The sequence below is a fragment of the Kaistella chaponensis genome (genome assembly GCF_900156725.1).
Classification (GTDB): Bacteria; Bacteroidota; Bacteroidia; order Flavobacteriales; family Weeksellaceae; genus Kaistella; species Kaistella chaponensis.
The window spans coordinates 359,303-374,193 of the sequence record NZ_FTOI01000001.1 but is presented as its reverse complement, the minus strand read 5'-3'; the positions used below and the strand labels follow the sequence as shown (position 1 = coordinate 374,193).

The following is a 14,891-nucleotide window of genomic DNA, read 5'->3' as shown; positions in this document are numbered from 1 at the left end:
TTATAAAAATAAACAAAGTCTATTTTCCTTTCGAACAAAAAAACGCCTGAACTTTTAGCCCCGATTGAAGGGAAAATCCTTTTTCTTTTTTTTCAAGAAAAAAGAAAAAGATTGGAATGAAAGCGGGTACGAATCTTCTGAGAAGCTGAACTCTCGTTGCTCCTAAAAAAAAATCTCTGCACATTCGCAGAGATCTTGATTTATTTGGTTTCGGCGCTTTTTCGCCAGTCGGTTTTAAATTTACAGTCTTTGTAGCGGTCGTTGATGGAAATGAATATATTGGGTAGTTTTTCTTTGACCCATTTTTCTACCATTTCGTTTTTCTTTTTGTTGAGCGCCATTTGCTTGATTCGGTCGTAATCTGTGGTGATATCTAATTTATGAGCTGCAATGACGTCATTAATTTTCACGAAGGTTACGACTTTTCGATCTTGTTGTACTTTGTCTTGAAAAACTTCGGTTATATCACCTTTGTTCAATCCCGCGATTTGGTACGCAATGGTTGGAGAAAGGTTGAGTTTTTCTAATTTATCACTGCCGTCTTCTGCGGTTAAAACGCCGCCATTGAACTTGGTTTTTTTATCGTCGGAGAATCTGAAAGCTGCTTCTTTGAAGGTCATTTTACCGTCATTAATTAAAGTTCTAATGCTGTCGAGTTCTTTTTTTGCGGTTGCAATTTCTGCAGCATTGGGTTCAGCTTTTAGCAGGATATGTCTTGCATCGTAGATTTTCCCACTTTTTTTCACGAGTTGAATGAGGTGATACCCAAAATCTGATTCTACAGGATCCGACATTTCGCCTTCTTGTAAATTAAGAGCGGCTGCTTCGAAAGGTTTTACCATTTTTCCTTTGGAAATTGCTTTGTATAATCCTCCATTTGAAGCGGAACCTGGGTCTTCGGAATAAATTCTTGCTTGGCTTTCAAAAGTTTCGCCACCGAGAATTGCCTGTTTTATTTTATTGAGTCTCCCGATCACTTCATCTTTATGCGAATCTGTAAGTTTTGGAAAAATGGAGATTTGCGATAAGGTCACTTCATCTTTTACTTCGGGAAGTTGATATTGAAAGGTTGTAAAGAAATCGGTAACTTCATTGGGAGTTACGTCGGCTTTTTCGGTGATTCTTCCGTATTTCATCTGTCCGTAATAATTATCGGAATCGATTTTTTCGATGGCATTTTTCATTTCAAACGATGTACGGAACTTGTATGTAGCGAGCATGGTTTTCTCATCAGGAAACTGACCCAGAATTTGGGTATATTTTTGATTGGCGTTGTCTTTGATCACCGCGGAACGGTTTTCGATAAGCGTATCTCTTTTTGCTTCATAGATGAGGAGTTTATTGCTGATAATCCCTTCTACAAACTCGCATTTATTGGCTATAGCTGCACCTTGTTGCTTCGAAAAATTCGCCTGATCTTCAATGTCTGATTCTAAGATAATTTCGTTTCCTACTACTACTGCAATACCATCGACCAAATCACCTGATTTCACCTGCGCATTTATTTTACCTCCAAAAAAGGCTAAAAGAAAAGTAAAAACTAAGGCGAACTTTATATTCTTATTCATATCTATTTTTTAACGATTTGCAAAATTATCATTCTCAGTGATATAACCTGCATTTTTTATTATAATTATTTCTTAAAATTCTTCTCTAAATCATTCTTAAATTCGGGCTGCACCACGATTTTGGTTTTGGCTTTTTGCTGCGCGATGATTTCCTGAAGTTTCTGTTCCGTTACAGCATCTTTTAAAAGGTCTGCAGCTTCAGCGATCGTCATTTGTGTGGGAGGTAAAATCTTGTCGATTGCGATGACCAGTGAGCGCTCTTCCATTTTGGTTTGATGAACGCCGGTTTTGAAAGGAACTTTGTATTTTGTGAAAACATCGGCATCTTCTGACATTTCCCCTTTTTCGAAATGAACAAGAATTTGCTTTTTATCGTTGAGTTTACCGTAATATTTTGCTTTCAAACTTTCCCAGTTTTTAGAATCTTTGATGGCCGTTTCGATTTCGGTGTTCAATTTTTCGTCTGCAATGATCGCTACTCTTCCATCGGCTCTATTTCCCCAAAGAAATTTTGCTTTGTTTTTGTTGTAATAATCGGTGGTCCATTCTGGGTGTTTTACGACTTCTTCGGTAAGGTATTTAGAAAAAATATAGTCTGAGTAAAGCCCTTTTTTGAATTCGTTTAATTCTTTTTTAATCGCAGGTTGAGCGGTAAAATCTTGACTGTAAAACCTCAGTAAATCCTGGGTATTTACCCCAGAAATCGCATCGCTCCAAAGCGCTGGACTTAATTTTTCGGCTTCTTCTTTTTTGTCGCCAATTATTTTTTTGAGATCACCAATTGTGGTTTTATGATTTTTGTATTGATAAAGTACGGAGTTTTCCTTGGCTGAATTGAAGTTTTGAAACGATTTTTTAACTTTTGCAAATTCGGGCAATTCTTTATAGGATGGATCCGCTTTTAAATAAGCAATCATTTTATCCTGAAGGATTTCAGTATAAAGGGAACTGTTCATTTCTCGCAAGAAGAACTCCCGATTTTTATCGGTTAAGCTATAAGGTTCTACATTATAAATATTAAACACAAAATAATTTTCACCAAAGAGCAAAGGTTCTGGCGTGAAATAGCCCTCTTTTTTTCCTTTGAATAAATCATAAACATCATTTGGAAGTGTGGGAGAACCCATTACTACTCCACCATTTTGCTTTTCGTGATCATTTGCGCCGTATAGTTTTGCCACTTCCTGAAAACTCTTTCCAGCTTTCAAATCCGTATAAATCTTGGACTTCATTGTTTCGAAATTTGCGTCTTTTGGATAAGAAATGGTTCCAAAAATAACATATCCTAAAGAAGGGCGGGAATTTAAGACCTTTCCAAAAGCCACAAATCCTGAATTATTGACAAACTTGGTATACGAATTATTGGGTAAAACTTTCAGTTCAGAATACAATCCATTGTCTATACTTCCAGGCTTGATGTAAACCGCTTTTGCGCTTCCTTTGGTATATTTGGTAATGACTTCCTCCATGGTTATTTTACCCGATCTCACCGCGTTGTAAATCTGCTGATAATCATTTTTATCATCAGCGGATTTCTGAACCATAAAAATCAGCACCTCCTTTTCGGTTTGATTATCTTTCAAATAATCATTCAAAACAGGATCGATCACGTTGGTCGGATAGAAATATTTGGTACGTAAACCATCTTCTTTTTCGCTCATTTTTTCGCGAAAAGATGCGGTAGTATCTGCTTTTTTTTCCTGTGCAAATTGCTGAAGTAAAACAAAATCCTGCGTGGTATTAATCGTTTTTTCAATGCCCGTGTTCTGCAATCCATATTGATATTCTTTTTTGAAATCGGCAAGAGAAATGCTGTCTTTCCCGATTATCATATATTGTGCAGACAACTTACCGCCCAAAGCAGCAATGAGCATGAGAGGAAATAATTTTTTCATAATTCAGTCTTCTTGAAATGAAGATTAATTTTAAGGTTGTAGAGAATAAGATTGTGGCAACTTAAAAAGTTAAACCTGCACTTCAAAAGTGGTTAAATCTTTGAAGTTTTGAATGCGTGCAACAATTTCAGCTTCGGTAACTTGTTGTAATTTTTCGGTTCCAAATTTTTCTACGGTGAAAGATGCCATAGCTGAACCCACGATCAATGCTGATTTCATAGTCTCGAAACTAAAATCTTCTTTTTTCGCTAAATAGGCTGCAAAACCACCGGCAAAAGTATCACCCGCTCCTGTTGGATCAAATACTTCTTCTAATGGAAGAGCAGGAATTGCAAAAATTTTCCCTTCGTGGAAAAGCAACGCGCCGTGTTCTCCTTTTTTGATGATGACAAATTGAGGACCAAGTTCATGGATTTTTTTAGCTGCTTTTACCAAAGAATATTCTCCTGAAAGCTGTCTTGCTTCTTCGTCATTAATACTAATAACATCAGTTTTTGCGATCATTTGAAGTAAAATATCCATTGCAGAATCCATCCAGAAATTCATGGTATCAAGAATAACCAATTTCGGACGGTTTTTCATTTTTTCTAAGACAGAAAGCTGTACTCCTGGATGAAGATTACCCAGTAATAAAATCTCTGCATCTTGCATCGATTCCGGGATTTTTGGATCGAAATGCTCCAAAACATTTACTTCAGTTACCAAAGTATCTCTGGAATTCAGATCGTTGTGATATTTACCACTCCAAAAAAATGTTTTTCCTTCTTTTATAACTTCTATTCCTTCAATATTCACTCCTCTTCCAGAAAGCATATCTAAATCAGATTGCAAAAAATCGCCACCTACAACGGATACGATTCCAGATTCTACATTAAGCACGGAAGAAGCCAAAGTAATGTAAGTTGCTGCACCACCAAGTATTTTATCTGTTTTTCCGAAAGGCGTTTCTATTGCATCAAAAGCGACTGAACCAACGACTAATAATTTCATTTATAAAGTTTTTTTGTTTTAAATTGTATTTTTTATCTTATTATATATTTTAACCGAGAATCAAAAAGTGTAGCACAATAGTTAAGTCAAAGTTTGCAAAATAAATGTCTTGCATTTTGCTATTTTTTGAAATTCTTTTTTAATTATCATTTCTTTTGTCTCTTTTATGGGGAAAAAGAAGTTTCACTTTCTGTCTTGTTCTAATATTTTATCTAAAATCGATTTTTCTATTTCCAGTTAAAGGTATCTATTAAATGAAGTAAATCTTTTTTAATATAATCGATAGCCGGAGCCAAAGAATCGGGTTTTGGTCTCGTATTGAAATAGAGATTCGCGGTCACATAATGTCTTGTAGAATCAGTGACAAAAAACTGAAGATTAGAAGCTGTTGGTCCTTTTAATTCATAAAAATTACCATAAACATGGCGTTCAGGATAATTAAAGGATTTGGTGTCAATCGAATTGGCTTTAATCGTATGTTCATAAACCATTTTCTCAGATTCTTTTACATGAAGTTCCAAGTCATTTTTGACTGGAAAATACGTAACAAAGACCTTGGCTTTCATTTTCGGGTAGTCTATATAATACCAACACGGGCTTTTTGCATCTACAATCTTGGCAAAAGAAGAATATTCAAAGTCAAAATTACAGGGAGAAGTAAATTTCTCATACTTGGCGACAGGATATTCTAACCGCAGTTCCCCCGATGGTTTTGGCTGTGTTTCTTTCGCGCAGGAAAATAAAGCAAATCCTAAAAAAGCGAATAGGAGTTTTTTAAACATTGCGCAAAAATACGAATTAGTTTTAGATTTCAAATGATTCATTATAAGGAGTTATTCAATGGATTCAATCACCTATTATTCTCCTTCAAATAGTGAAAAAAGATAATTTTCCAGCGGTTTAGGAAACGATTTCTGATGGGAATCTTCGTAAGTAATAGCTGAAAACTGTTCTTGGGTTGCAAAATCATCAAACATTTTTTTTGAATGCAATGTCACTTTATACAAGTGAATGGTCAAGTTCTTATGCGTGAGTTTGTGCGAAATTTTCTTCTGTCCGGAAATCAATTTTTCGAAAACCACCGGGATTTCTGTGGGAAATTCGTAGAGTTTTTTCCATATAAAATCTACTTGTCGCTGCTTGATCAGGAATTGATCCTTATATTCTACAAAATAATAAGTAAGTTCCAAATCGGTGGGTTTTACCTTTTTCGTTTTAACGGGGAAAAGAGGAATTTTACCCAAATTAAATGCGAGACACGCTTCATTTAAAGGACAATAAATGCAAACGGGATTTTTGGGTTTACAAATTTCTGATCCTAAATCCATCATGGCTTCATTGAAATGGCCTGCTTCCTTTTCGGGCATCATTTTTACAGCCAATTCAGAAAAATAGTCAAAAGCCTTCGCATGGGAAACATCGAAATCATCGGCAAAAACCCGTGATAAAACCCGATAGAAATTGCCATCAACTGCTGCAATTTTTTTACCGAAGCAGATACTGGAAATCGCAGCCGCTGTATATTTCCCTACTCCTTTTAATTGCAAAATATCCTGATGCGCAGAAGGAAAAACTCCATTAAAATCGTTGATAATTTGCAAAGCTGCTTTATGCAGATTCAAGGCGCGGGAATAATACCCTAAACCTTTCCAATAAAGTAAAACTTCATCGGTTTCTGCGTGTGCCAGTGTTTGAACATCAGGAAATCTTTGGATGAAATTTCGGTAATGATTTAATCCTTGTTCGATTCGGGTTTGCTGAAAAATAATCTCGCAAATCCATATTTTATAAGGATCATTTGTCTTTCTAAATGGCAAGTCTCTGCCGTGATTTTTGTACCATGCTAACAGTTTTTCACCAACGTGAAGAAAATCAGCATTTTGATTTTTAGTTTTCAAAAATAGTTATTATATTTGCACACCAAAAATATAAATAAATAAAGGAAATGACAAAGGCAGAATTGGTAAATACAATCTCAAACAAATTGGGAACTGAAAAGAATGAAACTCAAAAAGTTGTGGAAGCATTCATGCAGGAAATCAGAACTTCAATGTATAGCGGTGAGAATGTTTATTTAAGAGGCTTCGGTTCATTTATCATCAAGACTAGAGCAGCAAAAACGGGAAGAAATATTTCTAAAAACACAGCAATTGAGATCCCAGCTCACAATATCCCGGCTTTTAAACCTTCAAAAACATTTGTAGAGAAAGTTAAAACCAAAGTTTCAGTAAAATAATTAACTAAAGAACATATACGTTACAAACAAAAAAATTTAAATTATGCCAAGCGGAAAGAAAAGAAAGAGACACAAGGTTGCAACTCACAAAAGAAAGAAAAGAAGAAGAGCGAACAGACACAAGAAAAAATAATCCATTCGCGATTTACAATATAACAATATAGTTGGTGTTTTTATATGATTAAAATCTCACCGACTATATTTTTGTTTTACCCCAAAGTCAGAAAGCGAAAATTTGGTTCTCCATCTCTTCACTCCTGATTTTTTTTAAGTTAAACACTTTTAAAAAAAGAACTCATCAAAATTTATAAATCAAAGTTGAAGCGTTAATCTCTGGATTGCTTCCGATTTATTTTTTTTTGATTCCCTATTATTACAATGAAGAAAGAACTGATCATTTCACATGAAGCTGCGCAGTCTAAAATTGCTTTGCTCGAAGACGGACGTCTTTTTGAACTCCATGAACAGGAGGACAAAAGCGATTTCGTTGTCGGTGATCTATTTATCGGAAGGGTAAAAAAACTGGCACCCAATCTTAATGCTGCTTTTGTAAGCATCGGTTACGAAAAAGATGCATTTCTGCACTATCAGGATTTGGGACCACAATTTCTCACGTACAAAAAATTTCTGCAAGACACCATTTCAAAAAAACAACAAAATTCTTCTCTGAAAAATTTTGAGGTTCAAAAAGAAATCGAAAAAAACGGAAATATCGAAAAAGTAATCGCCAAAGATGACAGTGTTATTCTGCAAATTACGAAAGAACCAATTTCTACTAAAGGACCACGTATTTCTACGCAAATTTCTTTAACAGGAAGGTTTCTGGTACTCATTCCGTTTGACAAAAGCGTTTCCATCTCTAAAAAAATTGGTAATGCGGAAGAACGAGAGCGTTTGCGAACATTGATTGAAAGCATTAAACCAGAAGGTTTCGGCGTTATCATTCGTACTGTTGCCGAAGGAAAGAAAGTAGCTGAACTTCACAACGATATGAATCAACTGATTCAAAAGTGGGAAAACACCTTCAAAAATCTTCAAAAAAATAAAGTTCCGAGCAAAGTTTTAAGCGAACAAGATAAAGCCTCTTCTATTTTACGCGACAATTTCAATGCAGATTTCGTTTCTATTATTTGCGATGATGAGCAGATGGTAGATGAAATGCGCAATTATATTGAAGTTATAGCGCCTGAAAGAAAGAATATCGTACAGTTTTACGACAAACCTATTCCTTTGATGGAATATTACAACGTCGAAAAACAACTGAAACAAAGTTTCGGAAAACATGTAAATATTCCAAGTTCTAAAGGAGCGTATCTTGTCATCGAACATACAGAAGCACTTCACGTGGTTGATGTAAATTCCGGCAACAACATCTCCTCCGGAAATGCGGCCAAAAACGAACATGCTTTAAGCGTGAACAAAATGGCAGCTACGGAAATTGCACGTCAACTGAGACTTCGAGATATGGGCGGAATTATCGTGATCGATTTTATCGACATGATCAATGCTGAACATCGCAGAGAATTATTTGAACATTTGAAAGAAGAAATGTCTCGTGATAAAGCACGGCATAAAATTTTACCTCCAAGCAAATTCGGTCTAATTCAAATGACGAGACAACGAACGCGCCCCGAAAATCAAATAGAAACCAAAGAAGAAAACCCGAATATTGACGGGGAAATTCTCGCACCAATCGTCGTAGTTGAACGAATGGAAGAAGTGATTCGAAATACCATACAAATCGAAAAAGGAAAAATATTTTTACATGTTCATCCTTTCGTAGAAGCATATTTAACCAAAAGTTTGATGAGCATTCAGGTGAAATGGTTTTTGAAATACAAAAAATGGGTAACCATTATTCCAAGAGATTCGTTCAAATACTTAGAGTATAAACTGATCAATTCTAAAAAAGAAGAATTGCAGAGTTACTCGAACTAAAAACCAAGTTAAAAAGAACCCTAAAAAACAAATGGTTTCTTTAATTACAAGTACAGCTCCCAAATTTTGGGAGTTTTTTTTATGGAAAAAATTCCTTCAAATGGAATAATTTTTAATTTAAAATTACCCTCAATTTTAACCTTTTCTTAAAACAAATTCATCAACACTTTCCTTAAATTTGTCTCATGGAAGTTTTCGGAAGAGATTTACTCAAAAAAATACAAAACGCACAGTTAGAAGGTGAAAATGCTCATCAAATTTATTCACCACCTTATAGACCCTTATTTTCTTATGAAGAAATACTGGCAAAAAATCCCAAATTTGCTGCGGTAAACATCCTGCTTTATCTTAAAAATAACGAATGGTATTTTCCGCTCATGGTAAGAAGCACGAACGATCGTGATCGACACAGCGGACAAATTTCACTTCCAGGCGGCAAAAAAGAAGAATACGATATCAATTTTGAAGAAACTGCAAAAAGAGAAACTTCTGAAGAAATGGGAATCGACATCTATTACAACAGAATCATCCGGGAAATGTCACCCATCTATATTCCACCGAGCAATTTTTATGTAAAAGCATTTGTTTCCTATACCAAAAAAAATCCCCAATTTATCTTACAGGAAACCGAAGCAGTAGAACTCATTGAATTTCCTGTGGCCACTCTTTTAAAACTCTCTGAACACCCCGAAATGATGGTTTTACCAAGTTCTCGTGGTGTAGAAGTTCCGGTGATTAATTTCAATAATTATAGTATTTGGGGCGCAACATCAATGATTTTAAGCGAATTTAGCCACTTGCTGAAAAATTTGTAAATTCGCGCCTAATGTAAATTTGATAATGGCGAAGAAAAATATTTTTACCGACGCTTTCGGTAACCTCTATTTCCTGAAAAGACTGATTATTTTTGTGTTAGGAATGGTTTCATACCGACGATTCAACGGTTTTAACAAATTGAAAATATCGGGAACAGAAAATCTGGTGGATTTACCAGACTCTAACGTTTTATTCGTGTCTAATCATCAAACCTATTTTGCAGATGTTGCTGCGATGTATCACGCATTTTGTGCAGTCAATAATGGTTATTTAAATTCTATTAAAAATCCGATTTATTTACTAAATCCTAAAGTAGATTTTTATTATGTAGCGGCCGAAGAAACGATGAAAGCTGGTTTTATGACCAAACTTTTCGCTTTAGCCGGCGCGGTTACGGTGAAAAGAACTTGGCGTGCAGAAGGAAAAGACGTCAATAGAATGGTAGATTTAACCGAGGTCGACAATATCATGAAAGCTCTAGACAATGGCTGGTTGATTACCTTTCCACAAGGAACTACCTCTGCTTTTGCACAGGGAAGAAAAGGAACGGCTAGATTGGTAAAAAACCAAAGACCCATTGTAATTCCCATAAAAATAAATGGATTTAGAAGAGCTTTTGACAAAAAAGGATTACGCGTGAAAGTAACCGGTGTAAAACCAACAATGGAATTTAAAAAACCACTCAACATCGATTATGACAAAGATGACGCCCAAACTATTTTAAATAAAATTATGGTCGGAATCGAGCAGTCTGAAGAATTTAATATTCTGCATGATTATGATCTGGAACTCAAAGCCCAAAAAACAGAAGCTGAGCTCGAAAATGATTCTAAAAAGAAAAATATGTATTAATGAAAAAGTTAACCTTTATATTTCTCCTGCTAATTCTGGCAAGTTGCAAAACGCAAAATAAATACTCTGATTTTGATTACAGTTATTCCAGAAGTGGTGGTTTCGCGCCCATTTACGAAAATCTATTAATCAAAGGCAACAACGTTCACTACTCTTTCGAAGGACAAAATAAAAAATTTGAAAAAGATTTTGAAATTTCAAATGATGAGCTGCAAAAAATCGAAGCTGTACTTACCCAAAATAATTTCCGAAGCATTCAGGAAGATTATAAAAAAATATACGATCATGTTTCAACTGCCATTGCTGTAAAAAATGGTGCAAATTCTGGCAGAAAATCAGATGCAGCCTTCATTATGACGAAAGATAAAAAACGGTGGGAAGAAGTAACGAATGTTTTCAAACAAATCATTTCTGCGAACATGGCAACCGCAGATTTTAAATAATAATTTTCTTTGATGATTTCTTTTTCTGATTTGCTTTCCTCTTCTAAAGAGAAAACCCGTGTCCTGATTTATGCTGTAAATCCGTCCATTTCTAAATTAATTCTGGAGGTTTTGAATTTTTCAGGAAAGGAATTTGACTTTTTTCTTAACTCAGGTTCTACCAAAAACGACAACAATGATTTTGTTATTTTTGAAACTTCAGACCTCGAAAAAGCCTCTCAATTTAAACCCACTATTTTTTTTGCTTCCACTGAAATTGACGGCGAAAACATCGCTTCAACTTTGAAAAACATCACTCCCGGTGGAATTGTTATTTATCCAGATGATGTAAAAAATTGGATTGAAGAAAGTTTGCATCATTTCCGGAAACTTCATTTTGAACCGGCGGTCTTTCAGAAAAATAATGAACAATATGTCGTTGCTTCAGAATTGGGTGCGATTCCGGTGAATTTCCGCGATAAAAATGTACTCCTCAACTTAGAAGGAATTAAGCTCCTTTGCCAGCAATTTGGCGTCATGGAAGAAGAGTTCTATGAAGCTGTGATGAGCTTTGAATAAGATAGATCGGTGAAATACTCTTTCGTTTTCCGCTAAAAAATCAATTTCTGAAAGTCTGAAAATTTCATTAATTTTACAAAACTCCAAAAAGTAAAAAAATGAGATACCATCATTCTGGGAAAATTCCTCAAAAAAGACATACTGTTTTCAAATCAGAAAACGACAAATTCTATTACGAACAACTTTTCGGCACAGAAGGATTTCATGGAATTTCTTCCCTACTTTATCATATTCATCGGCCAACACAAATAAAATCGATCGGCGAACCGAAAGATGTTGCTCCAAAAATTGCTGTTGATAAAAATGTTACGCCTCGAATGTTCAAAGGAATGAACGTCACTGCAGACGACGATTTCCTCGACAGCCGAAAAATTCTAATGGTCAATAATGACTTGAAAATGGGTTTGGCAAAACCTAGAAAATCGACCGAATATTTTTACAAAAATGCAGAATGTGACGAATTGCTTTTCGTGCATGAAGGAAGTGGAACCATGAAGACATTCGTCGGAAATTTAGATTTTTCGGCAGGTGATTATTTGATTGTTCCGCGCGGAACGATTTATCAAATGCAGTTTACCACAGAAGATAATGTGTTTCTAATTGTCGAAAGTCATTCCCCAATTTACACTCCGAAACGCTATAGAAACGAGTTCGGTCAACTCCTCGAACATTCGCCATTTTGCGAAAGAGACATTATCACGCCCACTTTTGTAGAACCGATTGATGAAAAAGGTGATTTCCTCATCAAGGTTAAAAAGGAAAATCAAATCTGGGATTTCATTTATGCAACTCATCCTTTTGATGTTGTTGGTTGGGACGGCTATTTTTATCCTTTTAAATTCAATATCAAAAATTTCGAACCGATTACTGGTCGTGTTCATTTACCGCCGCCAATTCATCAAACTTTTGAAGCACACAATTTCGTGGTTTGTTCATTCGTTGCAAGAATGTATGATTATCATCCGCAAGCAATTCCGGCGCCTTATAACCATTCTAACATTGATTCTGACGAGGTTTTATTTTATACGGAAGGAGATTTTATGAGTAGAAATCATATCGATTTGATGGATTTTACACTTCATCCAGGTGGAGTTGTTCATGGACCACATCCAGGTGCGATGGAACGATCGATTGGCAAAAAATTCACCGAAGAATATGCTGTAATGGTGGATCCTTTCCGACCTTTGAAATTAACAGAAGAAGCAATGAAAGTAGAAGATAAAACCTACTTAACTTCCTGGCTAGAAAGTGAAGATCATAGTATTAATGACCGTTCGCAAGAATAATTTTTAAAAAAGAAACCAGCTGATTCTCATTGAGTCAGCTTTTATTTTGAAGTGAGTTGACAATATATGATCTTTTACCATTAAAACTAAAAAATTAAAAAGCATTTTCATAAAACTGATTTTACTCATTTAAAATCTGATTTGAAATAAGTAAATTTGAACATCAATCAATAGTAAATATAAACGAAAATAAAAAAGCATGAGTGTATATGTAAGTGCCGAAGAAGCGGTATCATTAATCAAAAGCGGTAATCGAATTTTTTCACACGGAAGTGCATGCACACCCAATTTTTTGATTGATGAATTAGCGAGACAATCTTCCAGACTTCGAGATATCGAATTTGTGTCCATCACGCAACAAGGAAATGTGGAAGTCGCAAAACCTCAATACAAAGACCATTTTTATATTAATTCACTTTTCGTTTCAACACCAGTTCGCGAGGCGGTCAATTCTGAACGTGGCGATTTTGTTCCTATTTTTTTAAGTGAAATTCCTTTGCTTTTCAAAAACGGAATTTTACCCATAGATGTTGCAATGGTAACCATCTCACCTCCCGATAGACATGGTTATTGTACCTTAGGAACTTCGGTTGATGTTGCAAGAAGTGCAGTAGATCACGCGAAGATAATCATCGCACAAGTAAACCCCAAAATGCCCAGAACACATGGTGATGGAATGATTCACGTCTCCAAAATTGATAAGATGGTTTGGCATGAAGAGGAATTGTTGACGGTAGATTACGGCGCAAAAGTTACGGATTGCGAACTTTTAATTGGTAAAAATGTAGCCGAACTCATTGATGACCGATCTACTTTGCAGATGGGAATCGGAACCATTCCTGATGCGGTTTTACAATGCCTGCATAACCACAAAGATTTGGGCGTTCATACCGAAATGATCAGCGATGGAATTGTAGATTTAGTCGCAAAAGACATCGTGAATAATAAATACAAAGGAACTCATTTGAATAGAACCATCACGAGTTTTGCTTTTGGAACCCGAAAATTATACGATTATATTGATGATAATCCTTCCTTTGCTTTTATGGATGTTGAACACGTGAATTATCCGATCAACATTATGAAAAATAAGAAAATGGTAGCGATAAATTCCGCCATTGAAATCGATTTAACCGGACAAGTTTGCGCAGATTCGATTGGAACATATCAGTTTAGTGGAATTGGCGGACAAATGGATTTCATGCGTGGAGCTGCACTTTCGGAAGGCGGAAAACCGATTATCGCTATTTCTTCCAGAACTAAAAAAGACGTTCCAAGGATTGTTCCTTTTCTAAAAGCTGGAGCCGGAGTTGTAACAACGAGAGGTCATATTCATTGGGTTGTCACAGAATTTGGCGCCACTAATTTATACGGAAAAAGTTTAAAACAAAGAGCAAAAGCACTCATCGAAATTGCACATCCCGATGATCGCGAAATGTTGGAAAAAGCGACTTTCGAAAGATTCAAATGTCTATAATCAATTTTAATCCCGAAGTTTTTCGGGATTTTTTTTGGAGCAGAACTATTTTTGCTATCTTTCAAAACCGATCCCGCTGTTCGCTGTATCTTTTTTCGCCAAGGCTTTTCCCCACGCAAAAAAAAGGATGCCGCTTCCATCGGGGCTAAAAACCAAAACCGTTTTCCCTTATCAAAAGTCCTAATTCGAGCAAATTACTATTAAACATGCAGAATATTTCAACAATACCAGAATTTGCGGCTTTTCTACGGGAAAATTTTGATCTTACTCAAGAAGAAGAAAATTTAACCCAAAAATATTTTGAAAAACAGGATATCAAAAAAAACGAAATCCTTCTGAACATTGGCGAAAAATGCAATAAACTGTATTTTGTAGCCAAAGGATTGCTGCGCACTTTTCACCTCAATAAAAATGGCAGTGAATTCACTAGATTAATGGTTCCCGAAGGAAAATTCTGTACTATTTTAATCAGTTTTCAGGAAAAAATTTCCAGTCCTGCAACCATTCAGGCGTTAGAAAACGGACTTCTTTTTTCCATTTCCCTCGACAATTTTCAGGAATTTATTTCGCGATCTACCAATGCGAAAAATGTGTACACCAAAATATTAGAGGATTATCAGAATTTTCAGATCAGTCGTTTAGAATTTCTTACTACGCTTACTCCGCAGGAAAAAGTCGAGCAGTTTTTAGCAGAAAATCTTGAATTAGAGAAAAGAATCTCCGATAGAGTTATTTCAACTTACCTTCAAATCACCCCCGAAACTTATTCTCGCTGCAAGAAAAAAATCACCTCTTGATTTCAATCAATGTTTTTTAATTTTTTTCCGGATAA

At 35.5% G+C, this 14,891-nt stretch carries 14 protein-coding genes; 9 read left to right on the top strand and 5 right to left on the bottom strand.

What is annotated here, in order from left to right; translation table 11 throughout:
* Nucleotides 1–200 precede the first annotated feature (200 nt).
* The 5 genes from BW932_RS01720 to mutY form a co-directional block, all read right to left on the bottom strand.
* Nucleotides 201–1,568, bottom strand: a complete 1,368-nt coding sequence (locus tag BW932_RS01720) for a peptidylprolyl isomerase (protein WP_076384740.1) — start codon at nucleotides 1,566–1,568, stop codon at nucleotides 201–203.
* A 65-nt stretch (nucleotides 1,569–1,633) separates the two neighbouring features.
* Nucleotides 1,634–3,463 (bottom strand): hypothetical protein, encoded by a 1,830-nt coding sequence (locus tag BW932_RS01715; protein ID WP_076384738.1) that lies wholly within the window; start codon nucleotides 3,461–3,463, stop codon nucleotides 1,634–1,636.
* A 69-nt stretch (nucleotides 3,464–3,532) separates the two neighbouring features.
* Nucleotides 3,533–4,453 carry a PfkB family carbohydrate kinase gene (locus BW932_RS01710; protein ID WP_076384736.1) on the bottom strand — a complete coding sequence of 307 codons (921 nt, stop codon included), beginning with the start codon at nucleotides 4,451–4,453 and terminating at the stop codon, nucleotides 3,533–3,535.
* Nucleotides 4,454–4,680: 227 nt separating this feature from the next.
* Nucleotides 4,681–5,235: a gliding motility lipoprotein GldD gene (gldD, locus tag BW932_RS01705; RefSeq protein WP_076384734.1), complete on the bottom strand. Its 555-nt coding sequence runs from the start codon at nucleotides 5,233–5,235 to the stop codon at nucleotides 4,681–4,683.
* A gap of 75 nt (nucleotides 5,236–5,310) precedes the next feature.
* Nucleotides 5,311–6,351: an A/G-specific adenine glycosylase gene (gene mutY, locus BW932_RS01700; protein WP_076384731.1), complete on the bottom strand. Its 1,041-nt coding sequence runs from the start codon at nucleotides 6,349–6,351 to the stop codon at nucleotides 5,311–5,313.
* 47 nt (nucleotides 6,352–6,398) lie between these two features.
* Here mutY and BW932_RS01695 point away from each other — a divergent pair, with 47 nt between their 5' ends.
* From BW932_RS01695 to BW932_RS01655, 9 genes are all read left to right on the top strand, one after another.
* Entirely contained in the window at nucleotides 6,399–6,689 is a 291-nt protein-coding gene (locus BW932_RS01695; protein ID WP_076384729.1) for an HU family DNA-binding protein, read from the top strand.
* Between the two features lie 378 nt (nucleotides 6,690–7,067).
* Entirely contained in the window at nucleotides 7,068–8,627 is a 1,560-nt protein-coding gene (locus tag BW932_RS01690) for an Rne/Rng family ribonuclease (RefSeq protein WP_076384727.1), read from the top strand.
* Between the two features lie 185 nt (nucleotides 8,628–8,812).
* Complete coding sequence (locus BW932_RS01685) at nucleotides 8,813–9,442, top strand: NUDIX hydrolase (RefSeq protein WP_076384725.1); 630 nt, start codon at nucleotides 8,813–8,815, stop codon at nucleotides 9,440–9,442.
* Between the two features lie 25 nt (nucleotides 9,443–9,467).
* Nucleotides 9,468–10,295: a lysophospholipid acyltransferase family protein gene (locus tag BW932_RS01680; RefSeq protein ID WP_076384723.1), complete on the top strand. Its 828-nt coding sequence runs from the start codon at nucleotides 9,468–9,470 to the stop codon at nucleotides 10,293–10,295.
* Nucleotides 10,295–10,738, top strand: coding sequence for a hypothetical protein (locus tag BW932_RS01675; protein ID WP_076384720.1), 444 nt, complete (start codon nucleotides 10,295–10,297; stop codon nucleotides 10,736–10,738). The genes BW932_RS01680 and BW932_RS01675 overlap by 1 nt, the downstream gene beginning before the upstream one ends.
* Before the next feature lie 12 nt (nucleotides 10,739–10,750).
* Nucleotides 10,751–11,296 carry a hypothetical protein gene (locus tag BW932_RS01670; RefSeq protein WP_076384718.1) on the top strand — a complete coding sequence of 182 codons (546 nt, stop codon included), beginning with the start codon at nucleotides 10,751–10,753 and terminating at the stop codon, nucleotides 11,294–11,296.
* Nucleotides 11,297–11,394: 98 nt separating this feature from the next.
* Nucleotides 11,395–12,582 (top strand): homogentisate 1,2-dioxygenase, encoded by a 1,188-nt coding sequence (locus BW932_RS01665; protein WP_076384716.1) that lies wholly within the window; start codon nucleotides 11,395–11,397, stop codon nucleotides 12,580–12,582.
* Between the two features lie 199 nt (nucleotides 12,583–12,781).
* The gene (locus BW932_RS01660; RefSeq protein WP_076384714.1) at nucleotides 12,782–14,059 is read left to right on the top strand and encodes an acetyl-CoA hydrolase/transferase family protein; all 1,278 of its coding nucleotides are present in this window, start codon (nucleotides 12,782–12,784) and stop codon (nucleotides 14,057–14,059) included.
* A gap of 206 nt (nucleotides 14,060–14,265) precedes the next feature.
* Nucleotides 14,266–14,856 carry a Crp/Fnr family transcriptional regulator gene (locus BW932_RS01655; RefSeq protein WP_076384712.1) on the top strand — a complete coding sequence of 197 codons (591 nt, stop codon included), beginning with the start codon at nucleotides 14,266–14,268 and terminating at the stop codon, nucleotides 14,854–14,856.
* The last annotated feature ends 35 nt before the right edge of the window (nucleotides 14,857–14,891 follow it).

Bases quoted from the DNA above. Each gene is read 5' to 3' on its own strand.
- BW932_RS01670 (WP_076384718.1), top strand. From the start codon at position 10,751: ATGATTTCTTTTTCTGATTTGCTTTCCTCTTCTAAAGAGAAAACCCGT.
- BW932_RS01655 (WP_076384712.1), top strand. From the start codon at position 14,266: ATGCAGAATATTTCAACAATACCAGAATTTGCGGCTTTTCTACGGGAA.
- BW932_RS01715 (WP_076384738.1), bottom strand. From the start codon at position 3,463: ATGAAAAAATTATTTCCTCTCATGCTCATTGCTGCTTTGGGCGGTAAG.
- BW932_RS01720 (WP_076384740.1), bottom strand. From the start codon at position 1,568: ATGAATAAGAATATAAAGTTCGCCTTAGTTTTTACTTTTCTTTTAGCC.
- BW932_RS01685 (WP_076384725.1), top strand. From the start codon at position 8,813: ATGGAAGTTTTCGGAAGAGATTTACTCAAAAAAATACAAAACGCACAG.
- BW932_RS01695 (WP_076384729.1), top strand. From the start codon at position 6,399: ATGACAAAGGCAGAATTGGTAAATACAATCTCAAACAAATTGGGAACT.
- BW932_RS01690 (WP_076384727.1), top strand. From the start codon at position 7,068: ATGAAGAAAGAACTGATCATTTCACATGAAGCTGCGCAGTCTAAAATT.
- BW932_RS01680 (WP_076384723.1), top strand. From the start codon at position 9,468: ATGGCGAAGAAAAATATTTTTACCGACGCTTTCGGTAACCTCTATTTC.
- BW932_RS01675 (WP_076384720.1), top strand. From the start codon at position 10,295: ATGAAAAAGTTAACCTTTATATTTCTCCTGCTAATTCTGGCAAGTTGC.
- BW932_RS01710 (WP_076384736.1), bottom strand. From the start codon at position 4,453: ATGAAATTATTAGTCGTTGGTTCAGTCGCTTTTGATGCAATAGAAACG.
- BW932_RS01660 (WP_076384714.1), top strand. From the start codon at position 12,782: ATGAGTGTATATGTAAGTGCCGAAGAAGCGGTATCATTAATCAAAAGC.
- BW932_RS01665 (WP_076384716.1), top strand. From the start codon at position 11,395: ATGAGATACCATCATTCTGGGAAAATTCCTCAAAAAAGACATACTGTT.
- gldD (WP_076384734.1), bottom strand. From the start codon at position 5,235: ATGTTTAAAAAACTCCTATTCGCTTTTTTAGGATTTGCTTTATTTTCC.